Below are 25,304 nucleotides of genomic sequence, written 5' to 3' on the forward strand. Positions count from 1 at the left end.
CGGCAGGTTAACGTCTCGTTAACGCCGCCGGCACCACATCGCCATGTCAACCTTTCGTTAACCTTAACGGAGGCACCGCCTCCCGGGCCGGCCGCCCCCGGGGGAGGGCGGGCGGTCGCCCTACTGCACCGTGACGGCGGTGCCCTTGTGCGGCACGATCACCTGCACGCCGCTGCCGTCGAGGGCTGCGACGAAGCGGTCGGCGTCGGGATCGACGATCGGGAAGGAGCCGTAATGGCAGGGGATGACCGCCTTCGGCTTGAAGAAGCGCTTGACCGCGAGCGCCGCGGTCTCGGCCCCCATGGTGAAGCGGTCGCCGACCGGCACCATCAGCACGTCGGGGCGGTAGATCTCCTGGATCAGCGCCATGTCGCCGAAGATGTCGGTATCGCCCATGTGGTAGACCGTCGGCTCGCCCTCGGCGCGCACGATCACGCCGTTCGGCAGCCCCAGCGGCACCGTGACCCCGGCCTCGCTCATGCCGGCCGAGTGGTCGGCCCGCACCAGGCTGACCTGGAAGCCCCCGACATCGACGGTGCCGCCGGTGTTCATCGGCTCGAATTGCGTCACGCCCTTCGAGGCCAGCCACATGCACAGGTCGTAGTTGGTGACGACCTTGGCGCCGGTCTCGGCCGCGATCTCGACCGTGTCGCCGACATGGTCGCCGTGGCCGTGGGTGATCAGGATATGGGTCGCGCCCGCGGTCGCGGCCTTGCGGTCGCCCTCGAAGGCCGGGTTGCCGCTGAAGAACGGATCGATCAACACGTGAGCGGACCCGAAATCGAGGCGGAAGGCGGAATGGCCGAACCAGGTGATGCGCATCGGACGAACTCCGGGCGAAGAATGCGTGAAGGCAGGAGCCGGCGGCCGACCGCCCGGACGCACGGGCGGGGCGGGGCCGGCCAGGCCTACCTAACGCGCGGAGGCCGGCCGTGAACCGGGAGGCGATCGAAGCGTTCGCCGCCGAGTCGCGCGGCGGTGCCCGCCTGCTCGGGCTCGACCTCGGCACCAAGACCATCGGGCTCGCCCTCTCGGACGTGCAGCGCCGGATCGCCTCGCCGCTGGAGACGATCAAGCGGGTCAAGTTCACCCCGGACGCCGCGGCCCTGGCGGCGATCGCCACCAAGCACACCGTCGGCGGGCTGGTGGTCGGGCTGCCGCTCAACATGGACGGCAGCGAGGGGCCGCGGGTGCAATCGACCCGGGCCTTCGTGCGCAACCTGAAGCCGATACTGCCCTTGCCGGTGCTCTTCTGGGACGAGCGCCTGTCCACCGCGGCGGTCACCCGGACCCTGCTGGAGGCCGACGCGTCCCGGGCCCGGCGCGGCGAACTCGTCGACAAGCTCGCCGCCGCCTACATCCTGCAGGGCTGCCTCGACGTGCTGGACGGCTTGAGGGACGACGGGGACGACGCGTCCGAGTGGTGAGGCGGCTCCGCCGGCAGGTGCGCGAGCCGCACCGCCGGCGAGGCCCAGATCAGGAGCGCCTGGAGCCCGAAGACCAGGACCGCCAGGACGAGGCAGGCCTCGGCGCCGGCGAGCCCCCCGACAAGCGCCGCCAGGGCGGCACCGATCGGCCGCGCGCCCTGCGTCATCACGCTCAGGCCCGAGACCCGGCCGAGGAGGGCCGCCGGCGTCACCGCCTGGCGCAGGGTGGTGGTACTGATCACCCACAGGATCGGCCCGGCGCCGAGGAGGAACAGCCCGAGCCCGGCGAGCGCTGCGCTCGGCAGCGGGATCGTCAGCGCCACGGTGGCGGAGGCGGCGAGGCCGGCGAGCGGCCCGATGCCGACGACGTGGCCGAAGCGCAGGCGCCGGAGGACGAACGGCGCGAGGAGCGCGCCCACCATCATGCCGAAGCCGTAGAGCCCCAGCACGATGCCGATTCCGGCGGCGTCGAGCCGCAGGTGCCGGGCGGCGTAGGGCACGAAGGACGCGAGCAGCAGGAAGAACGCGGTGTTGAACACCACCTGGGTCGCCAGCACCGGCCGCAGGAGCGGATGACGGAACGCGAAGGCGGCGCCCTCGCGGATCTCGCGGCCCGGATGGCGGCGGGGAGACGAGGGCCGCGGCGGCTCGGCGATGCCGGCGAGCGCCAGGGCCGCCGCCAGGGAGAGCGCCACGGCGACCCCGAAGGCCGGCGCCGCCCCGGTCCACCCGACCAGCGCGCCGCCGAGCGCCGGCCCGCCCGCGAACGCGACGGTGCGGGCGAGCTCGATGCGGGCATTGGCGGCGCCGAGCGCGGCCGGCGGCACCAGGGCCGGCACCAGGGCGGGGCCGGCGACGCTGAACACCACCGTGCCGCAGGCCGACAGGAAGCCGAGCCCGGCGAGCAGCGGCCAGCCGGCATGCCCTGAGGCCGCCAGGACGAGGATCGTCGCGAGGGCCGCCGCCCGCATGAGTTCCGCAGTCGCCATCAGGCCCCGTCGCGGCAGCCGGTCGGCGAGCAGCCCCGCGGGTATCGCCGCGACCAGGAAGGGCAGGGTGAGCGCCGTCTGGAGCAGCCCGGCCTCGCCCTCCCGCGCCCCGAGGCCGAGCACTGCCACGATCGGGATCGCCGCGAGCGCGATCTGCTCGGCGGATTGCGCCGCGAGATTCGCGGCGGCGAGGCGCGTGAAGGCGCGGGGCAGGGGCATCGGCGGCATGAAGGGGTCCCGGGCGTCGGAAGGCTGCACCGTGCCCGCTTCCGGTTCTGCGCCGATACCCGGTTCTTGCGGTCGAATCCGGGCCCCGGCCTGTCCGGGATGCGTCCCTCTCCGATCGTTCCGGCACGGTCCTTGCGGCCAGACGTAAGGTCACCTGGACTTCCCACCGATGTCGGGCGAGGAACGCCCGCGTCTCCCTCCCACCCTCGCCCGATCCCGCCGATGCCCGATGCTCCTTCCGCCCCCCTCGCCGCCTGGGGCCCCCCGGTGATCCGCACCATCGCCATGCCGGCCGACACCAACCCGGCCGGCGACATCTTCGGCGGCTGGCTGATGGCCCAGATGGACCTCGCCGCCGGCAACGTCGCGGCTCGCCGCGCCCGCGGGCGCTGTGCCACCATCGCGGTCGAGGGCATGACCTTCCTGCACCCGGTGGTGGTCGGCGACGAGGTCAGCCTCTACGCCCACATCGTCTCGGTCGGCCGCTCCTCGATCCGCATCCAGATCGAGGCCTGGCGCCGCGCCCGCGAGAGCGAGGAGACCATCAAGGTCACCCAGGCGCTCTTCACCTTCGTGGCGATCGGCGAGGACCGGCGGCCGCGGCCGGTTCCGGCGGAGGCGGCGGCCCGGACGGTGGTGTGAGGGACATTCCGCTCACCCCGCAAACGAGGTCGCGCGTGGGAGCGGAACGCTCAGGTCACGTCGATCAGTTCGATCCAGCGTCGGCGTCTCGTCGATTTCACGTTTTCCCGGATGATTGGAACGGTTGCGGAAAGAGATCCGTGGTTCAGCTGCGGGAGGTGCCGCGAAGCGGCTTTCGACGCAGCAACGATGCAGACCTGGACGCGCCGCGACGTCTTGTGCCGGATCCCGGGGCGCGTTCCGCCGACGCTGCACGCGCCCGGGAGAGCGGATCGGCGTTGCGACGGATCACCCGCCCGGCGGCTGCCCATCGGCCGTTGTCCCGTACCGTCGTCCGAGAGACGCAGCCTCTCCCCGCCCACTGCACCGCAAGCATGGCCCGCCCCCGCCCGACGCCTTGCTTTTGCATCATTTTGCCTGCCCATGCTGGCTCCGACGCGAGGGGCCGCGCCGGGCTCCGCACGATGATGCATGAGGTCCGACCTTGTCCTCCTCCCTCGATCGCCTCGGCTACGCCCACAGCCTGCTCGAGCGCCATTCCGCCGAGCGCAGCGGACCGACCCCGACGCTGGCCGACACCCCGGATGCCGGCCTGCTGCTGTTCTGCGGCGACGTGCCGGTGCTGCGGGTGACGGAGGGGTGCGCCACCTGCCTGCTGAAGCCCGACGATGCCGCCCGGGCCGGCCAGCCTTCGCCCGAGCTGTTCCTCGGCCGGGTCGGCGGCCGCCCGGCCTTCGCGGGTGCGCTGCCGGCGGATGCGGCGGCGCTCTTCTCCGGCGATCCGGCCTTCCGGGTGATCGATGCCCGCGCGGTCGCGGTCGAGGGGGCGGTGCCGGCGCCCGAGATGGGGGTGCTCGCCACCGCCAAGTCGCTGCTGGGCTGGCACGCCCGGCACGGCTACTGCGCCAATTGCGGCACCGCCACCACGCTCTCCTGCGGCGGCTTCCGGCGCGACTGCGCGTCCTGCGGCACCGAGCATTTCCCGCGCACCGACCCGGTGGTGATCATGCTGGTGACGAACGGCGAAAGGTGCCTGCTCGGGCGCCAGGCCCGGTTCCTGCCGGGCGTCTATTCCTGCCTCGCCGGCTTCCTCGAACCCGGCGAGACCATCGAGGACGCGGTGCGGCGCGAGACCTTCGAGGAGGCCGGCGTGCGGGTCGGTGCGGTGCGATACCACCTCTCGCAGCCCTGGCCGTTCCCGTCCTCGCTGATGATCGGATGCGAGGGCGAGGCCGACGGCGACGCCCTGGTGCTCGACCGGACCGAGCTCGAGGATGCGCGCTGGTTCACCCGCGACGAGGTGCGGCGGATGCTCGATCGCACCCATCCGGACGGCCTGATGACCCCGCCGCCGATGGCGATCGCCCACGCCCTGGTGCGCACCTTCGCGGATCGCTGACGATGGCGCGGTTTCACGGCATCATCCCCTATCTCGTCACGCCCCTCGACGCGGAGGGCCGGGTCGAGGCCGGGGTGACGGCGGCGCTCTGCGACGACCTGATCGCAGCGGGCGTGCACGGCCTGACGCCGCTCGGCAGCACCGGCGAGTTCGCCTATCTCGACGAGGCGCAGAAGCGCGACACCGTGGCGGCGGTGGTCGCGGCGGCGGCCGGCCGCGTGCCGGTGCTGCCCGGCGTCGCCTCGACGGCGATCCGCGGCGCGGTCGCCCAGGCGCGGGCCTGCCGGGCCGCGGGGGCGGACGGGATCGTGCTGATCCTCGACGCCTATTTCCCGCTCAACGAGGCCGAGGTCGAGCGCTACTTCCTGACGGTGGCCGATGCCACCGACCTGCCGATCATCCTCTACACCAACCCGAACTTCCAGCGCGCCGACCTCTCCGTCGCCTCGATCGCGCGGCTCGCCCGCCATCCGAACATCGTCGGCATCAAGGACGCCTCGACCAATACCGGGCGCCTGCTCTCGATCATCAACCGGGTCGGCGACGACCTCAACGTCTTCGCCGCCTCCTCGCACATCGCCGCCAGCGTGATGATGCTCGGCGGCAAGGGCTGGTTCGCCGGCCCCGCCTGCGTCATCCCGCGGGAGTGCCTGGCGCTCTACCGGCTGTGCCGGGACGGCAGGTGGCCGGAGGCGGTCGCGCTGCAGAAGCGGGTCTGGGCCTTCAACGAGGTCTTCGCCCGCTACAACCTCGCGGCCTGCGTCAAGGCGGCGCTGGCGCTGCAGGGCTACGCCGTCGGCGATCCGGTGCCGCCGCAGAGCCCGGCCTCGCCGGAGGCGAGGGCCGCCATCGCGGCGGCGCTGGCCCAGGTGATCGGTGCGGAGGTCGCCGGCGCCCCGTCGCATCCCTGAGATCTCCGGCCGTGTAGGACGGCCGCATCCACCTTCGAAGGACCGATCATGACCACCGATGCCGCCCGCGCGCGCTACGACGCCGCCCTCGCCATCGCCCGCGCCGCCGGCGAGACGGCGCTCGGCTACTTCAACGCCCGCGACGACCTGGTGATCGAGCAGAAGAGCGGCGCCCAGGATCTCGTCTCGCAGGCCGACCGCGAGGTCGAGCTGCTGATCCGTGCCCGCATCGCCGAAGCCTTCCCGGAGGACGGCGTGATCGGCGAGGAGCACGATCCGGTCCCGAGCCGGTCGGGTTACGTCTGGGTCGTCGATCCGATCGACGGCACCAGCCCGTTCCTCAACGGCCAGCCGAACTGGTGCGTGTCGATCGGTGTGCGCGGCCCCGAAGGGCTGGTCGTCGGCGTGATCGAGGCGCCGGTCCTGCGCGAGACCTACGCGGCGCTGGCCGGCCAGGGCGCCATGGTGAACGGCCGGCGCCTGCGGGTCGATCCGACGGCCTTGCTCGGCTCCGCCAATATCGGCTTCGGCGCCACCCAGAAGACCCCGGCCGCGGAGGCCGCCGCCTTCGTACACGGCCTCTACCGCGAGGGCGGCGTGCTGTTCCGCAACGGCTCGGGCGCCCTGATGCTCGCCTACGTCGCCGCCGGGCGGCTCGCCGGCTACTACGATCCCGGCCTCAACGCCTGGGATTGCTATGCCGGCCTGCTGCTGGTCCGCGAGGCCGGCGGCGTCGCCGAGTATCTCGGCTCCGACGACATGCTGACCGGCGGGCTGCTCTATTCCGGCACGCCGGCGGTGGTGGCGGACCTGCGGCGGCTCGCGGACGAGTCGCGGCGGGGGTGAGGCGGGATCCCTGATCGCGCGTCGGGGATCGTGAAACGGCGCCGGGCGAACTGAAATCCTCCGCGTCATTCCGGGCTCCGCGCGGGCCCGGAATGACCGGGGGATGTGGGACCGGACGGAGCGCGCTCGTCCACCGGCGAAATGCTCGCCGTCCCTCAGGCCAGCGCCCCGAGCGCCGCGGCGGCGGTCACCGCCGCCGCCAGCGGGACCAGCCAGAGGAGCGCCCGCGGCCGGTACGACTGGACGACGATCAGGAGAAGGCCCGCCCCGGTCAGCGAGCCGATCCAGTCGACCGGGCCGAAATTCCAGCCCTCGAGGCGGATGGCGGCGGCGAGCGACAGGGCGATCAGCGTCCAGCCGGCAACGCGGAGCCCCAGGACGCGCCGGCGATCCGGCGGCGTCGGCCACAGGGCCTGGTGGTGCCGCCCCAGGCTCAGGCACAGGGCGGCGAGCCCGAGGAAGCCGAGGCCTGCGCCGACGACGAGCGTCGAGGTGGACGCCGTCATGCCGCCTCCATCCGCGGCGCGGGCTCGGGGACCGCCCGGCGCGCCCGGCGGGGGGCGGCGAAGCGGGCGACCTTGTGCGAGATCAGCGCGAAGCCGGCGGCGAGCCCCAGGAGCGCGGCGTCGAAGCCGAGGAACCAGGCCGGGTCGTCCCAGAGCCCGCATGCGGTCGCGGCATCCGCGACCACGACCGCGACGAACAGGCCCGCGACGGCGGCGAGCGCCAGACGCCAGGCCCGCCGCGGCGCCGGCCACGCCCCGGCGACCGCGACGAGGATCCAGGCGCCGAAGAACGCCCGCACCTCCCAGTCGGCCCGGCCGGCGAGATCGAGGGGCAGCAGCCGGTTGGCGAGGAAGTAGAGGGCGATTCCCGCCGGCAGGCCCGCGATGGTGCCGAGGTTGAGCGTGTGGACGATGCGCCAGCCGAACCCCGTCGCCGCGCCGGCCTTCGGCAGGCGGGCGACGGTCCACAGCACCAGCCCGCTCCCCACCATCGCGCTGCCCATCAGCCCGCACAGGAAGAACAGCACCCGCAGGGCGGCACCGGCGAAATGCGCCTCGTGCAGGCCGACCAGGGTGGTGAAGGTCTTGGCCGCCGGCCTCAACGCCCCGGACAGGACCTCCACGATCGCCCCGCTCGTGCCCGCGAAGGCGACCTGCGGGTGCTCGTGCGAGAGGCCGTGCGGCTCCTCAAACACCGCCACGATCGTGGAATTCGCGTCGCGCGGGTTGACGATGGTCAGGCGCTCGAGCGGCCCCGGGAGGGTGGCGAGCGCCCGGGCCACCATCGGCCCGACCGGGGCGAGGGTGCCGGGCTCGCCGGTGGCCGGCCGGTCTCTCGTGATCTGCCCGGTCTCCGCGAAGTAGGCGGATTGGTCGCCGCGATAGGCTGCGGTGACGCCCCAGGGCATGTACATCAGCGCCAGCGTCACCATCCCCGTATAGGTGATCATCAGGTGGAACGGCAGCGCCAGCACGCCGCTGACGTTGTGGGCGTCGAGCCAGCCGCGCTGCGCCGCCTTGTCCCGCCGCAGGGTGAAGAAGTCGGCGAAGATCCGCCGGTGGGTGACGATCCCGCTGACCAGCGCCACCAGCATCACCATGGCGCAGATCCCGACGATCCAGCGGCCCCAGAGCGGCGGCAGATTCAGCTCGAAGTGGAAGCGGTAGAAGAAGTCGCCTCCGCGCGTCGCCCGCAGCGCGGCGGGCGCGCCGGTCCGCGGATCGAGGAGGACGTGCCCGGGCGGCGTGCCCGGCCTGTTGCGCCAGAACAGCTCGACGAGGGGCCGGTCCGGCGTCGGCAGGGTGACGAACCAGGTCCGCGCCCCGCCCGCATGGGCCTGCAGATGCGCGACCGCGAGATCGGCCGAGGCGGCCAGGGCTTCGGGCGACATGGTCGCCTCGCGCCGCAGCTCCGGCTGCATCCAGCGCGAGATGTCGGTCCGGTAATAGGTCGCGGTGCCGGTGACGAAGACCGCGAACAGCACCCAGCCGACCACGAGCCCGGACCAAGTGTGGAGCCAGGCCATCGACTGGCGGAAACCCTGCCTCATGACCCGAATCCGAACGGGGGCGATCCGGCGACGAGCCGGAGGGCGAGCGCCAGCGCCAGGGCTAGCCCGCCGACGATCGCGGCGGCGCGCCCAAGCGAGCGGGCCGCGAAGGCGACGACGACGATGCTCACCATGACGGGAAAGCTCAGAAGCGTCGCCGTCGTCACCGCCTCCGCCCGGGGCATCGGCAGGGTCAGCGACAGGAGGGCGGTGGTGAACGCCGCGACCGCGTAGCCGCCTCCCGCCGCGAGGACGAGGCGTCCCGCGACCGACGCGCGGGCGGAAAGCGAAGAGGAACGGTTCATGGCAATCCCCTTACCAACGGTAACGCAGGGTCGCATAGACCGTGCGCGGCAGGCCGTAGAAGCAGGTCGCGTAGGAGAAGCAGCCGGTCACGGTGCGGTCGTCGAGGAGGTTCTGCGCGTTGACCTGGAGGTCGAAGCCGGTGAGCTTCGGGTCGAGGTGCTTCAAGTCGTAGCGCGCGACCGCATCGACCAGCACGGCCTCGGGCACCCGGAAGGTGTTGGCCGGGTCGCCCCAGGAGCCGCCGAGATAGCGAAAGCCCCCGCCGAGGCTCAAGCCCAGGAGCGGGCCGGACCCGAACGTGTAATCGACGAACAGCGAGGCGGTGCGGTCCGGCACCTGGACGGGTCGCAGGCCCACGATCGGCACGGCTTGGCCGGTGACCTGGTTGACGGTCGTGTTGGTGTCGCGGGTGTTGCGCACGTCGAGGAAGGAGACGCCGCCGATCAGGTTCAGCCCCCCGGCGAGGGTGGCGCGGGCCTCGAACTCCACGCCCTGCACGCCGATCTCGCCGGTCTGGAGGCTGAAGGTCGGGCCGTTCACCGGGTCCGGCGTCAGGGTGTTCGAGCGCTTGATGTCGAAGGCCGCCGCGGTGAGCAGGATGTCGGTGCCCGGCGGCTGATACTTGATGCCGGCCTCGTATTGCCGGCTCGAGATCGGGTCCGGGATGCGCCCGGTCGTGCCGAAGGCCGGGTCGTAGATGCGCCCGCTCGCGATCGGCTCGAACGCCTCGCTGTAGGAGACGTAAGGGGCGACGCCGCCGTCGAAGAGGTAGAGCAGGCTCGCCCGGTAGGTGAGCGCCTCGGACGGCACGTCCTGGAAGGCGACGGCACCGGTGGCGAGCGTCCGGGTCGGACCGCTCGTCCGCGCGGTGTCGTAGCGCCCGCCCAGCGTCAGGAGCAGGCGGTCGAACTTGATCTGGTCCTGGAGGTAGACGCCGGTCTGCTGCGCGGTGATGCGGGCGTTGCTGGTGAAGCCCGGCACCGCGATGGCCATGTCGTAGTTCGGCGCGAGCGCGTTGAGGTCGGGCGCCGCCGGGAACGGCGTCGAGAGCGTGCGGGTCTTGATCGTCTGGTGGTCGACGCCGAACAACGCCGTGTGGGCGAAGGGCCCGGTGTCGAACTTGGCCTCGAAGTAGTTGTCCATCGTGTAGGCGTCGATCGCCACGTCGGTGGCGATGCGCGAGCGGTTGATCAGCGGCCCGGTCGTCAGCGCCGAGGGCGCCGAGATCGGCGTGGTCGCGCTGAACGCGCCGTAGACGCTGCGATACTGGCCTTCCGTCCGCAGGAAGCGGCCCGAGGAGTGGAAGCGGAAGGCGTCGTCGAAGCGGTGGTCGAGGATGTAGGTCACCGCGGCCTGCGTCCGGTCCGATTGCTCGAAATTGCGGTCGCCGTCGTAGAAATCGACCGGCAGGCGTCCGACGATGCCGTTGCCGAAATTGCGTGGGAAGACCGTGCCGAAGGCCGGGAAGCCGCCGTAGAACCCGGAGAACGGATCGCGCTGGTAGAGGCCCAGCACGGTGAGCGAGGTGTCGGCCGAGGGGCGCCAGGTCAGGCTCGACTGGATGAAGGCGCGCTCGACCCGGGTCGTCGTCGCCGGCCCGTCGCCGTTCCAGCCGAGGCCCGTCACCCGGTAGGCGAATTCTTCCGAGCCCGGGATCGTCGTCCCGGAGGTGATCGGCCCGCCGACATCGAAACCGCCGCGAACCTCGCTGAAGCCGCCGCCCTGGACGAAGACCTCGCCGTGGCGGACGAATTGCGGCATCTTCGACGTCAGGTTCACGATGCCGCCGGGGCCGGACTGGCCGTAGAGAACCGAGGCCGGGCCCTTGATGATGTCGATGCGCTCGACCCGGTAGGGATCGACCGACGGGAAGGCGTCGCGGCTGGTCGGCAGGCGCATCCCGTCGAGGAAGAGCGGCGCCGTGAAGCCGCGGATCGCGAACTGCTCCAGCCGGGTCCCGCCGGCGCCGCCGCGCTGCTCGGTCGTCACGCTCGGGCTGTAGCGCAGCGCCTGGTTGATGGTCAGCGCGTTCTGGTCCTCGATCTGCTGGCGGCCGATGACGGTGATCGATTGCGCGGTCTCGAGGATCGGGGTGTCGGTCTTGGTCGCCACCACGCTGCGCGCGGCGACGTAGCCCGGGACCGGCCCGCGGGCCCCGCCCGGTTGCGTGCCGGCGGCGGTGGCGGTCGCCGGCCGGGCGGCGCCCTCGATGCTGATCGCATCAAGCGCGATCTCGGCCGCATCCTGCGCGCGTGCGCCCGCCATCATGCCGCCCGACAGAACCACGCCCGACAGCAGCGACCGGGTCAGGCGACGCCCCGTCTGCGAGAGGGGAGAGGCGCGACGCGACAACGGAACGGGCATGAGGGCATCCAGGGTGAGCGAAGAACGGCGACGTCGACCGGAACAGCGTGAGGCAGGGCACGGTGGGTCGCGGCTGGAAACCGAATGACAAAATCGATGTCGTCGAACAAGAACTATGTTTTTTAGCTATTACAATGAGAGTTTTTATTGTTTGTGTTTGTGGAGATGCAAGAAAATCCGATCAGTATTTGTCGTGCCCTAATCGGGACGACGAGGCGGTTCTGTTGTCCCGCCCGGAGAAACACTCGGCGGTGCGCCCGTACAGAGCGGGCACCGCCGCAGGGTCATCGCAGCATCAGGCCGATCGGTCTAGTCCGAAGGACATAGCTGCCGCATCGTCCCCATGCGCCCGCGTCGACGCGGCGGCTCCGACCGGTCTGCCGGAACCCGGCCCGAATCCTGGACCGGCAGCATCGACCGCGCCACATCCGGTCGATTCACCGTCGAGCTGCCGGGCCATCGACGCGATGCGTCGATGTCGGGAAGGCGAGACCGCCGCAAAGCCCGACCGTTCACACTGCAGTTCCAGGAATGCCGTCTCGATCCGGCGCGCCCGTCGTTGCCCTCGGCGCTCGCCGCGCCCGCGCACGGGAACGACACCGGGCCGAAGCTCCGGGACGGTCGGCGGCCGGGTCCGCTTCGCGCATCGCCGATCCGCTCAGCGGATCAGGTTGCTCTTGGCCAGGTCCAGGATCTCGTCCCCGCGGCCGTTCATCACCGCCCGCATCACGTAGAGGCTGAAGCCCTTGACCTGCTCGGCCTGGATCCGCGGCGGCATGGCGAGTTCCTGGCGGTTGGTCACCACGTCGAGGAGGGCGGGGCCGTCATGGGCCAGCATCTCGGCGAGCGCCCCTTCCAGGTCGCCCGGATCCTCGACCCGGCGCCCGTGCAGGCCCGCGGCGCGGGCGATGGCGGAAAAGTCCGGGTTCTGGAGCGCGACGCCGGTATCGAGGTAGCCGGCGGCCTTCATCTCCATCTCGACGAAGCCGAGGGTGCCGTTGTTGAACACCACCACCTTCACCGGCAACTTCTCCTGCACCAGGGTGAGGAGGTCGCCCATCAGCATGCTGAAGCCGCCGTCGCCGGACAGCGCGATCACCTGCCGGCCCGGCAGGGCGGCCTGCAGCCCGATCGCGTGCGCCATGGCGTTCGCCATCGAGCCGTGCGCCCAGGAGCCGATCAACCGCCGGCCCGGCGACATCGCGAGGTAGCGCGCCGCCCAGATGGTCGGCGTCCCGACATCGGCGGTGAACACCGCGTCGGGGCCCGCGGCCTCGCTGAGCTTTCTCGCCAGGTATTGCGGGTGGACCGGCTTGCGGCCGGGCGTGCCGGTGGCCAGCTCGTCGAGGCCCTCGCGCGCCTTGGCGTAGTGCTCGAGGGATCGCTCGAGATGGGCCGGATCCCGGCCCGCCTTCAGCCGCGGCAGCAGGCCGGCGATCGTCACCGCGACGTCGCCGACGAGGCCGAGATCGAGCCGGCAGCGCCGGCCGAGATTCTCCGGCCGGATGTCGACCTGGGCGATCCTGGCGTGGTCCGGGTAGAACTGGCGGTAGGGAAAGTCGGTGCCGAGCAGCAGCAGGGCGTCGCAAGCCTCCATCGCGGCGTAGCCGGAGGAGAAGCCGATCAGCCCGGTCATCCCGACATCGTAGGGGTTGTCGCTCTCGACATGCTCCTTGCCGCCGAGCGCGTGCACCACCGGCGCCTGCAGGGCCTCCGCGAGCCGGATCACCTGGTCTCGCGCCCCGGCACAGCCGCGGCCACAGAACAACGTCACCTTGCCCGCATCGTTGAGGAGGTCGGCCAGCGCATCGAGCTCGGCCGCCTGCGGCAGGACGATCGGCGGTTTCGGCGCGAGCGTCGCCGGGGCGGCGAGTGCGCGCTCCGGTGCCTCCTTGAGGGCGACGTCGCCCGGGATCACCACGACCGACACGCCACCCTTGGCCAGAGCCGTGCGGATCGCGATCTCGAGGACGTAAGGCAGCTGGGCCGGATCCGAGACCAGCTCGCAGTAGTGGCTGCACTCCCGGAACAGCTCTTCCGGATGGGTGGCCTGGAAGTAGTTGGTGCCGATCTCGGCCGAGGGGATGTGGGCGGCGATCGCCAGCACCGGCGTGCGCGAGCGGTGGGCGTCGTAGAGGCCGTTGATGAGGTGGAGGTGGCCCGGGCCGCAGGACCCGGCGCAGACCGCGAGCCCGCCGGTACCTTGCGATTCCGCCGAGGCCGCGAAGGCCGCCACCTCCTCGTGGCGCACATGCACCCAGCGAATCCTGCCCCGGGCGCGGATCGCCTCGGTCAGACCGTTCAGGCTGTCGCCGACGACGCCGTAGATGCGTTCGACGCCGGCCCGTTCCAGGGTCTCGATGCAGAGATCGGCAACGTTTCGGCTCGCCATGGCCTGTCTCCTCAGAGCGGTGCCGCCGCGGCGGGCACGCCGCGGGCACGAAGAACGATGTCGCGACGGACATGATCTCTCTGGGGCGCCCCTTCCCGGAGCCGCATCTAGGGCGGCCTGCGCGGAAGGGGATAGGATCGGCAGCCGGTACCCGGCGGCTTGCAAAAACAGGTTCGACCAAGAAAAAAGGCCACTCTTGCGAGTGGCCCGAAGTCTAGGGAGGAAACGCCCAAGAGGGCTGGCAAGTCCACGACGCCATCGCGTCCTTGCGTGATCCCTGTATCCCACCATTTTTCGCACTGCACAATCCGGACTTTCGTGCAGGGTGCCATGCGCCCGACGCATGGTCCCCGGAGGTGCCCGGGACCGTCATGCCCGCGGCACACGCCGACGGCCCTACGCATCGGAGGCGGCAAGGGCGAACTCCATGCCGCGCCCCGGCCCCTGGTCGGCATAGTCGACAAGGGCGTAGCCGCGCTCGGCCAGAGCCGCCTCCAGGTCGTCGCGGTGGCGGCGGAACATCTGCCCGATCGCCAGCGGGGTGAGGCGCGGGCTCGCCCGGCGCAACTCGTCCACGCCGACCTGGACCGGCACGCCCTCCCGGTCCGCGATCCGGACCAGGATCGACGCCAGTTCCGCGGCCTTGGTCTCCGCCGCCGATTTCGCCTTGAAAGCCATCGTCGTGTGTCCCGTCCTCAGCCGCCGCTGACCTGCTCGGCGAAGTCGTCGGGGATCTCCCCGAACTGGCCGAGGATCGTCACGCTCTCGAGTTCGCCCGTCTCGTCGTCCGCGACGATCCGCAGGGCTGCCGCCCCCGGCATCCGTCCGGCGATCGCCTCGGCGCGCTTGAGCGCCCCGCTCTCCGTCGGCGCCACGTCCCGTGCGCCCGGCCGCAGCCGCTTCCGGTGCACCTCGAACGTCTGCACCATGAAGGTCGTCCGCATCGTCATCCCGATCTCCCGCCACCGTGCCACCGGCCGTGTCGCCCGGCCCCGAAGCGGGGCCTTAAACCACCGCCCTGCCTGTTCTTTTTTCGTTCTAGACCATCGCCCGGCGCGGCTCCACCGCTTCGTCGTCGCGGCCATCCAGTTCCGTCGACGCCGCATCGACCATGCCGCCGGTCGAATCGTCAACGGGATGGCGATCCGCTCGAACGATGCGCCCACCGCCCACGGCGTCGCGATCGGCCGCCTCCCGATCGCGGGCGGGGCGGGCCGCACCCTTGCGCCTGCGCCGAAGCTGCACCAAAGCGGCACTTGCCGGCGCTCCGCCCGGTCCCGGCGCCCTTTCCCGATGCAGGCCGTCCTCAACGCCGCTCTCCCGATCTTCGCCCTGATCCTGACGGGCTTCCTGTTCGGCCGCACCGCCCTGTTCGGGCCGGCGGCGGCCGACAGCCTGAACCGGTTCGCGATCTACCTCGCCCTGCCGGCGCTGATGTTCGGCGCGATGGCGAAGATCACCCCCGATCAGGTCGCCCAGGTCGGGTTCGCGGCATCCTTCGCGGGCGGCATCGCGGCGGCCTTCGCGGTGGCCTACGGGCTCGGGTTCGGGCGCGGCTTGCGCGGCGCCCAGGCCTGCATCGAGGGGCTGGATGCCGGCTACAGCAATGTCGGATTCATGGGCATCCCGCTCTGCCTCCTGGTGTTCGGGCCCGCGAGCCTGCCGGCGGCGGTGATCGCGACGCTGTTCACAGCCTGCGTGCTGTTCCTGTTCGCGATCGTGCTCATCGAGCTCGACCTGCAGAAGGGGGCGGGATCGGGCACCGCCCGCAAGGTGGTGCTGGCGCTGGTGCGCAACCCGCTTCTGATCGCGCCCCTCGCGGGCCTCGCGGTCGGCCTCACCGGCGCGTCGGTGCCGGGGCCGGTCGAGCGCTTCACCGCGCTCCTGGGTGGTGCAGCCTCGCCTTGCGCGCTCGTCTGCATCGGGCTGTTCCTGGCGCAGGAGCGGGTCGGCTTCTCGGATATCCGCCCGATGGCCGTCCTCGTCGTCCTCAAGCTGGTGCTGCAGCCGGCGGTGACGGCCTTGCTCGTCTACAAGGTCTTCGCGATGCCGGACCTCTGGGCGCGGGCGGCGGTGCTGCTCAGCGCCCTGCCGATCGGCTCGGGACCGTTCACGCTCGCCAAGCTCTACGGGCTCGAAGCCGGGGTAACCTCGGGGGCGATCCTGCTCTCGCACGTCGCCTCGGTGGTCACCGTCTCGCTGCTGGTGGCATGGCTGGCCTGACGACGGCCTCTTGACCGAGGCCCGTAGCCTGCGATCGCCTCCCGACGATGACTTGGGGAGGCGGTATCACGAACCCGCGAGGCCGTTGCCCGCCACCCTGCACCGCCCGATCGGACGGGCACGCGGAATCCGCTTGAGCGTGCGGTGCATTCTCGTGGATAAATCAAGTCCGGACGGCGTGATCGTCTCGGGTCGGGACTGTCGAGACGGGCCTAATTCACCCTCTCATGTTCGGCCTTCCGCAGCACCGGCGGGCGGGACCGGATCGATCGGGCGGCGAATTTTAGGAATTTAGTGCTATGATGCCGGCACGCAGTCGATTAACCGGATCTTGAATGTCGGCTCCGAGTCTAACAGAACTGGATCGGGCTCGGAGGGCGGGAGCGGGAATGGAACAGGAAGGCCGTCGTCTCAAGCGCGTCGCGGGCGTGGTCTTCCTGCATGATGCGGGCACGGTTGTCCGACGCCGCGGCCCCGGGGGCTGCGCTTAAGGCATGGCGGTTCCTCGCTTCCTCGGCGGCATCTTCGGCGGCGGGCCGCCCCCGCGCGACAAAGCGCCCGCGCGCGATCGCGCGCTCGCCGGCCGGCTGATGCGGGTGATCTTCGGCTGCTACGTCGTCGTGGCGGTCGGCCTCACGGCGATCCAGATGCTGGTCGCCTACCGGGCCGCGAGCCAGCGCCTCCAGGACGACGTGGATTCGTTGCAGCGAACCTTCAGCCCCGGCATCGAGGATGCGATGTGGCGCTACAACGCCGAGGTGCTGCGCGGCATCCTGGCGGGCATGCACGAGATCCCGGCCGTCGTGGGCGTCGAGGTCCGCGACGAGGCCGGCCAGCGCGTCCAGGCGATCGGCACCTTCACCGACCCGGCCGGCAAGGTCTGGCATATCAGCCGCAACGACGAGATGAAATCCACCAGCGGCAGCTTCGGCACGTCGTTCAGCCGCACCTTTCCGGTCGTCCACACCGACGAGAACGGCCGCCTCTACCCCATCGGCTCCTGGACCGTCCATTCGGACGACAGCATCGCCATCGAGCAGGTCAAGAATACGCTCTACGTGATCCTGATCAACTCCGCGATCAAGTCGCTGATGCTGTGGTTCATCTTCTATCTCGTGATCCGCACCATGGTCGGTCGTCCCCTGGGGCAGATCCGCGACTACCTCGCACGGATCGACGCCGACACCCTCGCGGCGCCGCCGCTGACGATCGAGGCGGGTGGGCGCAACGAGCTGCACGCGCTCGCCGGCGCCCTCAACACCATGCGCGACCGGCTGCGCCGCTCCTTCGAGGAGAACGCCGCCCTGATGCGCGACCTGCGCGAGATGAACGCGACGCTGCAGGACCGCATCGCCGAGCGCACCCGCGACCTCGAGGCCCTGGCCCATACCGACCTGCTGACCGGGCTGTTCAACCGGCGCAAGCTCGACGAGGCCCTGGCCGAGGCGGCGGAGCAGGCGGGCCAAGGCGGGGCTCCCTTGTCGCTGATCATCGGCGACGTCGACAACTTCAAGTCGGTCAACGACCGCCACGGCCACAAGGTCGGCGACCAGGTGCTGATCGCCTTCGCGGCCCTGCTGCGCGATTCCGTTCGCCCCGGCGACATCCTCGGCCGTTGGGGCGGTGAGGAGTTCATGCTGCTCTGCCCGGGCGCGGACCTCGCCACCGCCACCGCCATCGCCGAGCGCCTGCGCCAGCGTGTCGAAGGCACGGCCCTGCCGGAGGTCGGCCCCCGCACCTGCTCCTTCGGCATCGCCACCCTGACCCCGGGCGAGAGCACCGACAGCCTGGTCGCGCGGGCGGATGCCGCGCTCTATCGCTGCAAGCGCAACGGCCGCAACCGCGTCGAGGCGAGCCCCGGGCCGCGGCCGGATGCGGTGATGCCGGAGCGGGGGGCGGCGTAGGGCGCCGCGACCGCCCGCGATCGGCGGACGCGGCGATTCCGGCGCCCGCTCAGGCATCCTGTGGCGGCGAAGCGAAATCCGGAAACGGGCCGAGCCTTGACGTCGCCGGGCTGGCCTGCCGGCTCCACGCCGACGCCGCACTCACCGCTGCCCGTCCCACTTCCCGATCGCATCCTTGGTCAACCCTCCGACCCGGGCATGCGGCCGGCCGCCCGTGGTCATCGCCAGCGCGAACAGGATCTCGTCGGCGCGCGGGGCATCCGCCACCGCCACCGTGATCCCGTCGAAATGCGAGCGGACATAGGCCGCGTCCTTGTGATGGATCGGCACGTCGAGGGAGGCGCCCATCGGCCCGACCTTGGTCATCGACGGCACGATGGCGAGCGCCTGGCCGAGCAGCTCGCGCATCGCGTAGCCGCCGGGCACGTGCCACAGCGCCCCGTGCTCCAGCTCGCCGGAAGCGCCCACCAGCGAGCCCTTGCCGTAGGCCTCGATCCGGCCGGGATCGCCGCCGAGCGCGTCGAGGAGCTTGCGGGCGCATTCGACGCCGAGGGGCTTGAGCGCCTCCATCATCGGGGTGATCTCGGCCTCGTAGCGCCCGGCGAAGGGGTTTCGGAGCACGCAGGCGACCGAGCCCTTGAGGATCGGGGCGTCGAGCGCGGGACCGCCGTCGTGGCGGACCTCCTCGACGGTGACGACGATCTTGCGGACCTCGATCATGGGCGGATCTCCCTTCTGTTGTCGAGAATGCTCGGGTCTTCGAGACTGACGGACCGGCCCTGGAGCATCAGGGCGGCGGAGCGGATCAGACCGGCTTCGCGGAATCCCGCCGCCCGGCGCCGCCCGGCCTCGAGGGCGGCGTCGATCTCCGCCGCCGAGAGCACCGGCACCGCGACGGTGACGAGGCGGGCGCCCAGGTCGGAATCGGGATCGAGCGCGGTGGCCGGTACCCTTTCCACCCCCGGATGACCCGGTAGGTCGACCGCGTTGGCGATCAGCGTCGCGGCGGCATCGGCGCCTGCGGCGTCGCGGGCGAGCACCGTCACCGAATCGGCCAGCCCGAGGGAGAAGGAGCGGCCCTGCCGCCCCGAGGTGGCGATGCCGCCGATCCCGTCCTGGTGGCGCAAGGTCACCCGGCCGTTCAGCGCCGGCACCGGGCCGCGGGAGAAATCCCCGGCGACCCCGATCGCCAGGGTCTCCCCCTCGGTGAGATGCAGGGCGATGTCGCCGCCGTCGTTGACGAAGGCCTTGTCGAGGGGGCCCGCCTCGCACATCGCCTCCAGGATCTCGTCCGCCACCGCGCCCGCCACCGCCGCCATCGGCGTGACGAAGTCCCGGTGGCGCCGGCAGGCCGCGACCATCCGGCGGGCGATCCTGCCCTCGACCCGGGGGCGTTCGCTCATGGCTTTCCGCAGTTCCGGGAGTTCGCCGACGAGCTCGCCCAGGACCGTGGCGAAGCGCGCGACGGCCGCCGCCTGCGCCTGCGCCACCGCGGCTTCCGCGCCCCAGGCGCGCAGCACGAGGTCGATCGGCCCGTGCTGCAGGTGCAGCCGGCCGTCGGCCAGGAACCGGTGCGCCGGGCCGTCCACGGGCGTCAGCCGAGCCGCGCGATGAGGCGCACCAGCATGTCGGCCTCCGCCGGCGAGAGGGGGGCGAGGGTGCGGGCCGTCACCTCGGGCCCACGGCCCTTCATCGCCTCGATCACCCGGACGCCCTCGTCGGTGAGCGCCAGCAGCACCAGTCGCGCATCGGCCTCGTCCGCCGTCGGGCGCACCAGGCCGCGGGCGGTCAGCCGACGGGCGACGCCGAACATCGTCGCGGGATCGACCCCGACGAGCCGCCCGACGTGGTTCTGCGAGGTCGGCCCGAGGTCGTGCAGCTTGCACAGGACGGCGAATTGCACCGGCGTGACCGAGAACTCCCGCATCACCGCCTCGAAGATCGAGGAGGCGCGCTGGTGCGCCCGCCGGAGCAGATAGCCGATCTGGTCCTCGACCCGGTAGCGGTCCAGGATTCCGGCGCCGATCTCCGGCTCGGGGGCGGGGAGCGGCGCGGCACTCGCGTGGGGAGCGTTCATGCGACCTCTCCGGCCGGCCAGGGATGGGCGGGATTCCACCCGTCGATCCGCGCAGCGGGCCCGACCTCGCGCAGGACGTCCGCCATCGCCACCACGTCGCCGTCATGCCCGCCTAAGCGCGCATAGAGGTCGCGCGGCAGGGTGAACTCGATCGGCGCGACGATCGCCGGGGTCGGCACCGATCCGAAGGCGTTCCGCGGCAGCCGCGTCACGTCGGCCATCACCGTGATGCCGCCGCCGGGCCAGACCGTGACCGGCGCGCCGCCCATCGTCACCCGGGTCTCGCCGGCCGCGACCGAGCGGGTGAGCAGCACCGGGTTCTCGGTCACGCCGGCCCGCAGGCTGCCGCCGGCGCCGGCCATGAACAGGACGGTGCACAGCGACGGCTCGCAATTCTCGCCGATGCGGTCGACGACGTGGCGCACCGGCGCCGGCATCTCGGCCGGGACGGGCTTCAGGTCGTCGTCGAGGACGAGCCAGAGGGCGTGCTCGCCGGTGGTCGAGGTCATGAGGAGGCGCAGGCCCGGCCAGGCGGCGGCAGGGTCGATCGCCTGGATGATCCCGAGCGGATCGGCGATGTCGGTGCCGCCCCAGCCGACCCCCGGCTGGGCGACCTGGAAGTAGCGGCCCGGCGTCGAGCGCCGCCCGCGGACCCGGATGCCCGCCGGGCGCATGCCGAGAACCCGGCCGGCCTGGTGCTCGGTGAGAACGCCGGTGATGTGGTCGTCGACGACGATCACCTCGTCGGCGTGGCCGAGCCATTGCTGCGCGAAGATGCCGACGGTCGCCGAGCCGCAGCCGACGCGCATGCGCTGCTCACGCGTACCGTCGACGATCGGCGCGTGGCCGGCCTGGACCACGACCTCGTGGCCGCCCTCGATCACCATCGTCACCGGATCGCCCGAGCAGAGGCGGAGCAGCGTGTCGCAGGTGACGTTGCCCTCCTTCTTCGAGCCGCCGGTGAGGTGGCGCACCCCGCCGACCGACAGCATCTGCGAGCCGTACTCGGCGGTGGTGACGTGGCCGACTTCTTCCCCGTTGACCCGGATCGCCGCCCGCTCGGGGCCGAGATGGCGGTCGGTGTCGATCTTCACCTTCACGCCGCAATAGCTGAAGATGCCCTCGGTCACGACCGTGACGGTCTCGACGCCGTCGTGCTCGCTCGCCACGATGAAGGGGGCGGGCTTGTAGTCCGGATAGGTGGTGCCGGCGCCGATGCCGGTGACGAAGGTGCGCGAGGGATCGAGCACCCGCCCGTCCCACTCCGCCGCGCCGAACGGCACCAGCGTACGGCCGGCCTCCGCCGCGTCGTGCAGCAGCACGACCGGGTCGGTGCGGACCAGGTGGCCGTCCTCGTTGGCGTAGCGCGAGCAGGCGCCGGAGCGGCCGGGGCGGATCCGGCACAGGACCGGGCAGGCATCGCAGCGCACGATGCCGTCGGCCTCCTGGGCGCCGAACTTCTTGGAGCGCGCTTGCGTGCTCAGGCTGTCGGCGCTCATGACTGCGTCCCCCCGAGGATGTCCTCGCCCCACAGGTCTTTCGCCTCGTCGGCCCGATAGTAGCCCCGGCGCAGGTCGCGGGCGACGAGCGCGGGGTCGCGGGTCCCGGGCGCACCGTAGCCGCCGCCGCCCGGGGTCATCACCTCGACCCGGTCGCCGGCCCGGATCGCGATGTTCTGGTCCTTCGACAGGTGGAGCGGCGTGAACGTCTCCCCGTTGCGATGGATGCGCACCACGTTCGGCGCCCCGGCGGCCCCGCCGAGCACCCCCGGCGGCCCGAACCGGCCGTGATCCATCACGAACGAGGCCCGGGCCTCGCCGCGCAGCAACTCGACCTCGTAATGGACGCCGAACCCGCCGCGATGGGCGCCCGCACCACCGGAGCCCTCGCGCAAGGCGAAGCGGCGGAAGAGTACCGGATAATACTGCTCCATCACCTCGACCGGCGCGGTCTTCGAGATGCCGATGGTGGAGCAGCCGTTGGAGAGCCCGTCATGGCCGGCATTGCCGCCGTAGCCGCCGCCGGTGATCTGGTACATCACGTAAGGGGCGTTCTTCGCCGGGTCGAAGCCGCCCAGCGCGAAGTTGCCCGACGTGCCGGCGGGCGCCGCCGTGACACGCTCGGGGATCGCCTGGACGAGGGCCAGGAACACGGCTTCCGCGATGCGCTGGCTCACCTCCGCGGCGCAGCCCGAGACGGGCCGCGGATAGCGCGCATCGAGGAAGGTGCCCTCGGGCCGTACGATCGTCAGCGGCTCGAAGGTGCCGGCATTGATCGGCACGTCCGGGAAGACGTGCTTCACCGCGAGGTAGACCGAGGAATAGGTCGTCGCCACCACCGAGTTCATCGGGCCGCGGCAGGGCGGGGACGAGCCCGAGAAGTCGAAGGTGAGGCCGTCTCCGGCCTTGGTCATCGTCAGGGCGATGCGCAGGGGCTCGTCCACCACGCCGTCGGAATCGACGAAGGCCTCCGACCGGTAGGTGCCGTCCGGGATCTGGCGGATCTCGGCCCGCATCCGCTCGGCAGAGCGGGCGCGGATCTCCTTGATCGCGGCGTCCAGGGTCTTGCGGCCGACCTTCGCCAGCAGGTCGGCGAGCCGGCTCTCGCCGACCATCAGGGCGGCGGCTTGCGCCTTGATGTCGCCGATGCGCTGGTCGGCGACGCGGATGTTCGAGGAGATGATGGAAAAGATTTCCTGGTCCATCGTGCCGCGCTTGAACAGCTTGACCGGCGGCAGGCGCAGGCCCTCCTGCTCGACTTCCGTCGCGTGGGCCGAGAAGCCGCCCGGCACCATGCCGCCGATATCGGGCCAGTGGCCGGTATTCTGCAGCCAGCAGAAGAGTTCGCCCTCGACGAAGACCGGACGGACGAAGCGCACGTCCATCAGGTGCGTGCCGCCGAGATAGGGGTCGTTGACGATGTAGATGTCGCCGGGCTCCGGTGCCCCGACCCGGGCCTCGCGGATCAGCCGGATCAGCTCTCCGGTCGAATACTGCATCGTGCCGACGAAGACCGGCAGCCCGTACTCGCCCTGCGAGATCAGCGCGCCGGTGTCGCGGTCGTAGATCCCGTCGGAGCGGTCGTCGGCCTCGGCGATCACCGGCGAGAAGGCGGAGCGCGAGAACGCGATGTCCATCTCGTTGCAGACCTGCTGCAACCCGGCCTGGATCACCGCGAGGGTGAGCGCGTCGAGCTGGCTCATGCCGATGGTCCTTCTGCCCGGATCCTCAGGTTGCCGATGGCGTCGACCCGCGCCGTCGCGCCGGGCTCGATCACCGTGGTGGCGTCGATCTGCTGGATCACCGCCGGGCCGGCGATCTCGGCCCCGAGCGGCAGGGCCTCGCGGGCGTAGATCGCCGCCTCGTGCCAGGCGCCGCCGGCATAGACCGGCCGGGTGCCGAGGCGGGCGCCCGCGAGATCGGTGCGGCCGCGCCCATCGATCAACGCCGCGAGCGGGAAGGGGCGGCGCCGGCCGATCACCGAGGTGACGAGGTTGACGAGCACCGCCCGGATCTCCGGCAGCCGGACCTGGAAGCGGCGGAAATACGCCGCCTCGAACAGCTCCTGGAGCGCCGCGCGGTCGATGTCCGGGGAGGGCAGGGCGACGCGGATCAGGTGGGTCTGGCCGCGGAACTGCATGTCGGCCCCGTAGGTGACCGTGGTCTCCTCGATCTCGGCCTGCTCCTCGGCCACCATCGCGAGGGCGTCGGCCGCCTGCTCCTCCAGCACGGCCCGCAGGTCGGCCATGTCGAACCCGTCGAGCGGCCGGTTGAGCGTGCGCACCCGGTCCTGGCGCAGATCGGCGACAAGGCAGCCCAGCGCGTTGGTGAGGCCGGGGCGCGCCGGCACCAGCACTTCCGGGATGCCGAGTTCCCGCGCGAGCGCCACGGCGTGGAGCGGCCCGGCCCCCCCGAAGGCGAAGAGCACGAAGTCGCGCGGGTCGTAGCCGCGCGACAGGGACACCATGCGAATCGCGCCGGTCATGTGGACGTTGCCGAGCCGGATCACCGCCTCGGCCGCCTCCTCGACGCTCATGCCGAGGGGGCCGGCGAGGTCGCGGGCGAAAGCCGCCCGGATCGCCTCGAGGGAGACGCCCGGCCGGACCGCGGTGAGGCGGCCGGGGTCGAGGCGTCCGAGCACCAGGTTGGCGTCGGTGATGGTCGGCCGGGTGCCGCCGCGGCCGTAGCCGATCGGGCCGGGCTCCGAGCCGGCGCTCTCGGGCCCGACCCGGAGCATCCCCGCCCGGTCGACGGAGGCGATCGAGCCGCCGCCGGCCCCGACCGTGTGGACGTCGACCATCGGCAGGTGGATCGGCAAACCGTAATCGATGGTGAGTTCCGCCGAGACCTCCGGCACGCCGCCGGCGATCAGCGCCACGTCGGTGGAGGTGCCGCCCATGTCGTACGTGATGGCGTTCTTCAGCCCCGACTGGGCGAGGGTGGCGGCGGCGGCCATCACCCCGGAGGCCGGGCCTGACATCACGGTCTTGGCCGCCGCCTCGACGACGAGCCCCGCCGGCACGGTGCCGCCATTGCCGTTCATCACCAGCAGGTCGCGGGAAAAGCCTTGGGTGCGCAGCTCGTCCTGGAGGCGGCGGATGTAGCGGTCGAGGATCGGCTGCACCGCGGCGTTGACCGAGGCGGTGGTGCCACGTTCGTATTCGCGGAACTCCGACAGGAGCGCGTGGCCGAGGGTGACATAGGGATTCGGCCAGAGGGCCTTCGCGACGGCGCCGGCGCGCAGCTCGTGCGCGGGATTGGCGTAGGCGTGGAGGAAGTGGATCACCAGGGCTTCGCAGCCCTCCGCCAGCAGGGCGCGGACGGCCTCCGCCACCGCCGCCTCGTCGAGCGGGGTGCGCACCGTGCCGTCGGCCATGACCCGCTCGGGCACCTCGCGGCGCCATTCGCGCGGGATCAGCGGCTCGAAGGTGCCGAACATGCCGTAAGGCTTCGGCCGGGTCCGGCGCCCGAGTTCGAGGACGTCGCGAAACCCTTCCGTGGTGATGAGGCCGACTTTCGCCGTCTTGCGCTCCAGCACCGCGTTGGTGGTGGCGGTGGTGCCGTGGATGACGAGGTCGAGGTCCGCCGGCGCCACCGCGGCGGCGGAGATCGCCGCGAGCACGCCCTCGGCCTGGTTGCGCACGGTCGTCGGCACCTTGGCGAGGCGCACCCGCACGCCCGAGGAATCCACCTCCGTCAGGAGAAGGTCGGTGAATGTGCCGCCGACATCGATGCCCGCCACGCGTCTCACGTCACACCTCGATCATTCGCCTACGAACGGTTTCGTTGGGGGCGGGCGTGAGCCGGCGCCGTCTCGACACCCTACCCTTTAAAAGTCGCGCGCCCCTCCTTCCCTCGGCGATACCGGGCAAGCCCGGTATCGCTGCAAGTTGTGGAGAGGCGTTGGAGGTTGGGGTGGTGCCGCGTCGAGCACAAGGCTTCTCCGGCACCACCCCCACCCCCAACCCCTCCCCACAAGGGGGAGGGGAAAGCGCCCGTATTTGCAGCGAGTTAGCCTGTGAGACGCGGGAACGGAGATCC

General features: G+C 71.6%; 23 protein-coding genes. 7 read left to right on the top strand and 16 right to left on the bottom strand.

The window, feature by feature from the left end; all coding sequences use genetic code 11:
• Nucleotides 1-120 precede the first annotated feature (120 nt).
• Nucleotides 121-822 carry a metal-dependent hydrolase gene (locus tag G4G93_RS18575; RefSeq protein ID WP_165086201.1) on the bottom strand — a complete coding sequence of 234 codons (702 nt, stop codon included), beginning with the start codon at nucleotides 820-822 and terminating at the stop codon, nucleotides 121-123.
• Nucleotides 823-932: 110 nt separating this feature from the next.
• On the opposite strand from G4G93_RS18575, the gene ruvX reads away from it, so the two are divergent.
• The gene (ruvX, locus tag G4G93_RS18580) at nucleotides 933-1,427 is read left to right on the top strand and encodes a Holliday junction resolvase RuvX (RefSeq protein ID WP_165086202.1); all 495 of its coding nucleotides are present in this window, start codon (nucleotides 933-935) and stop codon (nucleotides 1,425-1,427) included.
• On the opposite strand, the gene G4G93_RS18585 is transcribed toward ruvX, so the two are convergent.
• On the bottom strand, nucleotides 1,355-2,644 hold the full coding sequence (locus tag G4G93_RS18585; protein WP_165086203.1) for an MFS transporter: 1,290 nt from the start codon (nucleotides 2,642-2,644) through the stop codon (nucleotides 1,355-1,357). The two genes, ruvX and G4G93_RS18585, sit on opposite strands and share 73 nt — an antisense overlap.
• A 222-nt stretch (nucleotides 2,645-2,866) precedes the next feature.
• Here G4G93_RS18585 and G4G93_RS18590 point away from each other — a divergent pair, with 222 nt between their 5' ends.
• From G4G93_RS18590 to G4G93_RS18605, 4 genes are all read left to right on the top strand, one after another.
• The gene (locus G4G93_RS18590; protein WP_165086204.1) at nucleotides 2,867-3,286 is read left to right on the top strand and encodes an acyl-CoA thioesterase; all 420 of its coding nucleotides are present in this window, start codon (nucleotides 2,867-2,869) and stop codon (nucleotides 3,284-3,286) included.
• Nucleotides 3,287-3,770: 484 nt separating this feature from the next.
• Nucleotides 3,771-4,685: an NAD(+) diphosphatase gene (gene nudC / locus G4G93_RS18595; RefSeq protein ID WP_165086205.1), complete on the top strand. Its 915-nt coding sequence runs from the start codon at nucleotides 3,771-3,773 to the stop codon at nucleotides 4,683-4,685.
• A gap of 2 nt (nucleotides 4,686-4,687) precedes the next feature.
• Entirely contained in the window at nucleotides 4,688-5,596 is a 909-nt protein-coding gene (locus G4G93_RS18600) for a dihydrodipicolinate synthase family protein (protein ID WP_165086206.1), read from the top strand.
• A 48-nt stretch (nucleotides 5,597-5,644) separates the two neighbouring features.
• Entirely contained in the window at nucleotides 5,645-6,442 is a 798-nt protein-coding gene (locus tag G4G93_RS18605) for an inositol monophosphatase family protein (RefSeq protein WP_165086207.1), read from the top strand.
• 155 nt (nucleotides 6,443-6,597) lie between these two features.
• Here the strand turns inward: G4G93_RS18605 and G4G93_RS18610 are convergent, their stop codons facing one another.
• The 8 genes from G4G93_RS18610 to G4G93_RS18645 form a co-directional block, all read right to left on the bottom strand.
• A complete protein-coding gene (locus tag G4G93_RS18610; RefSeq protein WP_165086209.1) occupies nucleotides 6,598-6,948 on the bottom strand; it encodes a DUF3325 domain-containing protein in 351 nt (116 codons plus the stop codon).
• The gene (locus G4G93_RS18615) at nucleotides 6,945-8,498 is read right to left on the bottom strand and encodes a PepSY domain-containing protein (protein ID WP_165086210.1); all 1,554 of its coding nucleotides are present in this window, start codon (nucleotides 8,496-8,498) and stop codon (nucleotides 6,945-6,947) included. Before G4G93_RS18615 ends, G4G93_RS18610 begins: the two co-directional genes overlap by 4 nt.
• Nucleotides 8,495-8,803 (bottom strand): iron transporter, encoded by a 309-nt coding sequence (locus G4G93_RS18620; RefSeq protein ID WP_165086211.1) that lies wholly within the window; start codon nucleotides 8,801-8,803, stop codon nucleotides 8,495-8,497. The genes G4G93_RS18615 and G4G93_RS18620 overlap by 4 nt, the downstream gene beginning before the upstream one ends.
• A 10-nt stretch (nucleotides 8,804-8,813) precedes the next feature.
• The gene (locus G4G93_RS18625; RefSeq protein WP_165086212.1) at nucleotides 8,814-11,168 is read right to left on the bottom strand and encodes a TonB-dependent siderophore receptor; all 2,355 of its coding nucleotides are present in this window, start codon (nucleotides 11,166-11,168) and stop codon (nucleotides 8,814-8,816) included.
• A gap of 658 nt (nucleotides 11,169-11,826) precedes the next feature.
• A complete protein-coding gene (poxB, locus tag G4G93_RS18630) occupies nucleotides 11,827-13,560 on the bottom strand; it encodes a ubiquinone-dependent pyruvate dehydrogenase (protein WP_165086213.1) in 1,734 nt (577 codons plus the stop codon).
• Between the two features lie 396 nt (nucleotides 13,561-13,956).
• A complete protein-coding gene (locus G4G93_RS18635; RefSeq protein ID WP_165086214.1) occupies nucleotides 13,957-14,238 on the bottom strand; it encodes an adenylosuccinate synthase in 282 nt (93 codons plus the stop codon).
• Between the two features lie 17 nt (nucleotides 14,239-14,255).
• Complete coding sequence (locus G4G93_RS18640) at nucleotides 14,256-14,510, bottom strand: hypothetical protein (RefSeq protein WP_165086215.1); 255 nt, start codon at nucleotides 14,508-14,510, stop codon at nucleotides 14,256-14,258.
• A gap of 88 nt (nucleotides 14,511-14,598) precedes the next feature.
• Nucleotides 14,599-14,805 (bottom strand): hypothetical protein, encoded by a 207-nt coding sequence (locus G4G93_RS18645; protein WP_165086216.1) that lies wholly within the window; start codon nucleotides 14,803-14,805, stop codon nucleotides 14,599-14,601.
• 48 nt (nucleotides 14,806-14,853) lie between these two features.
• On the opposite strand from G4G93_RS18645, the gene G4G93_RS18650 reads away from it, so the two are divergent.
• On the top strand, nucleotides 14,854-15,783 hold the full coding sequence (locus G4G93_RS18650; RefSeq protein ID WP_165086217.1) for an AEC family transporter: 930 nt from the start codon (nucleotides 14,854-14,856) through the stop codon (nucleotides 15,781-15,783).
• Between the two features lie 494 nt (nucleotides 15,784-16,277).
• Nucleotides 16,278-17,687 carry a GGDEF domain-containing protein gene (locus tag G4G93_RS18655; RefSeq protein WP_165086218.1) on the top strand — a complete coding sequence of 470 codons (1,410 nt, stop codon included), beginning with the start codon at nucleotides 16,278-16,280 and terminating at the stop codon, nucleotides 17,685-17,687.
• A gap of 141 nt (nucleotides 17,688-17,828) precedes the next feature.
• Here G4G93_RS18655 and G4G93_RS18660 read toward each other — a convergent pair whose 3' ends face one another.
• Genes G4G93_RS18660 through G4G93_RS18685 form a run of 6 tightly spaced genes read right to left on the bottom strand, consistent with a single transcriptional unit; the run spans nucleotide 17,829 to nucleotide 25,014 of the window.
• A complete protein-coding gene (locus tag G4G93_RS18660) occupies nucleotides 17,829-18,407 on the bottom strand; it encodes an amino acid synthesis family protein (protein WP_165086219.1) in 579 nt (192 codons plus the stop codon).
• Nucleotides 18,404-19,276 (bottom strand): UPF0280 family protein, encoded by an 873-nt coding sequence (locus G4G93_RS18665; RefSeq protein ID WP_165086220.1) that lies wholly within the window; start codon nucleotides 19,274-19,276, stop codon nucleotides 18,404-18,406. Before G4G93_RS18665 ends, G4G93_RS18660 begins: the two co-directional genes overlap by 4 nt.
• 5 nt (nucleotides 19,277-19,281) lie before the next feature.
• A complete protein-coding gene (locus G4G93_RS18670) occupies nucleotides 19,282-19,764 on the bottom strand; it encodes a MarR family winged helix-turn-helix transcriptional regulator (RefSeq protein WP_165086221.1) in 483 nt (160 codons plus the stop codon).
• A complete protein-coding gene (locus tag G4G93_RS18675) occupies nucleotides 19,761-21,263 on the bottom strand; it encodes a 6-hydroxynicotinate reductase (RefSeq protein WP_165086222.1) in 1,503 nt (500 codons plus the stop codon). The genes G4G93_RS18670 and G4G93_RS18675 overlap by 4 nt, the downstream gene beginning before the upstream one ends.
• Nucleotides 21,260-22,966: a hydantoinase B/oxoprolinase family protein gene (locus G4G93_RS18680; RefSeq protein ID WP_165086223.1), complete on the bottom strand. Its 1,707-nt coding sequence runs from the start codon at nucleotides 22,964-22,966 to the stop codon at nucleotides 21,260-21,262. Before G4G93_RS18680 ends, G4G93_RS18675 begins: the two co-directional genes overlap by 4 nt.
• Complete coding sequence (locus tag G4G93_RS18685; RefSeq protein WP_165086224.1) at nucleotides 22,963-25,014, bottom strand: hydantoinase/oxoprolinase family protein; 2,052 nt, start codon at nucleotides 25,012-25,014, stop codon at nucleotides 22,963-22,965. Before G4G93_RS18685 ends, G4G93_RS18680 begins: the two co-directional genes overlap by 4 nt.
• Nucleotides 25,015-25,304: the final 290 nt, after the last annotated feature.

The organism is Methylobacterium sp. DB0501 (genome assembly GCF_011043735.1).
In the GTDB taxonomy this organism is placed as follows: Bacteria; Pseudomonadota; Alphaproteobacteria; order Rhizobiales; family Beijerinckiaceae; genus Methylobacterium; species Methylobacterium alsaeris.

What these genes read in the sequence shown, in the direction of transcription:
- G4G93_RS18575 (WP_165086201.1), bottom strand. Translation starts at nt 822, where the DNA reads ATGCGCATCACCTGGTTCGGCCATTCCGCCTTCCGCCTCGATTTCGGG.
- G4G93_RS18585 (WP_165086203.1), bottom strand. Translation starts at nt 2,644, where the DNA reads ATGCCGCCGATGCCCCTGCCCCGCGCCTTCACGCGCCTCGCCGCCGCG.
- G4G93_RS18590 (WP_165086204.1), top strand. Translation starts at nt 2,867, where the DNA reads ATGCCCGATGCTCCTTCCGCCCCCCTCGCCGCCTGGGGCCCCCCGGTG.
- G4G93_RS18600 (WP_165086206.1), top strand. Translation starts at nt 4,688, where the DNA reads ATGGCGCGGTTTCACGGCATCATCCCCTATCTCGTCACGCCCCTCGAC.
- G4G93_RS18605 (WP_165086207.1), top strand. Translation starts at nt 5,645, where the DNA reads ATGACCACCGATGCCGCCCGCGCGCGCTACGACGCCGCCCTCGCCATC.
- G4G93_RS18610 (WP_165086209.1), bottom strand. Translation starts at nt 6,948, where the DNA reads ATGACGGCGTCCACCTCGACGCTCGTCGTCGGCGCAGGCCTCGGCTTC.
- G4G93_RS18615 (WP_165086210.1), bottom strand. Translation starts at nt 8,498, where the DNA reads ATGAGGCAGGGTTTCCGCCAGTCGATGGCCTGGCTCCACACTTGGTCC.
- G4G93_RS18620 (WP_165086211.1), bottom strand. Translation starts at nt 8,803, where the DNA reads ATGAACCGTTCCTCTTCGCTTTCCGCCCGCGCGTCGGTCGCGGGACGC.
- G4G93_RS18625 (WP_165086212.1), bottom strand. Translation starts at nt 11,168, where the DNA reads ATGCCCGTTCCGTTGTCGCGTCGCGCCTCTCCCCTCTCGCAGACGGGG.
- poxB (WP_165086213.1), bottom strand. Translation starts at nt 13,560, where the DNA reads ATGGCGAGCCGAAACGTTGCCGATCTCTGCATCGAGACCCTGGAACGG.
- G4G93_RS18635 (WP_165086214.1), bottom strand. Translation starts at nt 14,238, where the DNA reads ATGGCTTTCAAGGCGAAATCGGCGGCGGAGACCAAGGCCGCGGAACTG.
- G4G93_RS18640 (WP_165086215.1), bottom strand. Translation starts at nt 14,510, where the DNA reads ATGACGATGCGGACGACCTTCATGGTGCAGACGTTCGAGGTGCACCGG.
- G4G93_RS18650 (WP_165086217.1), top strand. Translation starts at nt 14,854, where the DNA reads ATGCAGGCCGTCCTCAACGCCGCTCTCCCGATCTTCGCCCTGATCCTG.
- G4G93_RS18655 (WP_165086218.1), top strand. Translation starts at nt 16,278, where the DNA reads ATGGCGGTTCCTCGCTTCCTCGGCGGCATCTTCGGCGGCGGGCCGCCC.
- G4G93_RS18660 (WP_165086219.1), bottom strand. Translation starts at nt 18,407, where the DNA reads ATGATCGAGGTCCGCAAGATCGTCGTCACCGTCGAGGAGGTCCGCCAC.
- G4G93_RS18670 (WP_165086221.1), bottom strand. Translation starts at nt 19,764, where the DNA reads ATGAACGCTCCCCACGCGAGTGCCGCGCCGCTCCCCGCCCCCGAGCCG.
- G4G93_RS18675 (WP_165086222.1), bottom strand. Translation starts at nt 21,263, where the DNA reads ATGAGCGCCGACAGCCTGAGCACGCAAGCGCGCTCCAAGAAGTTCGGC.
- G4G93_RS18680 (WP_165086223.1), bottom strand. Translation starts at nt 22,966, where the DNA reads ATGAGCCAGCTCGACGCGCTCACCCTCGCGGTGATCCAGGCCGGGTTG.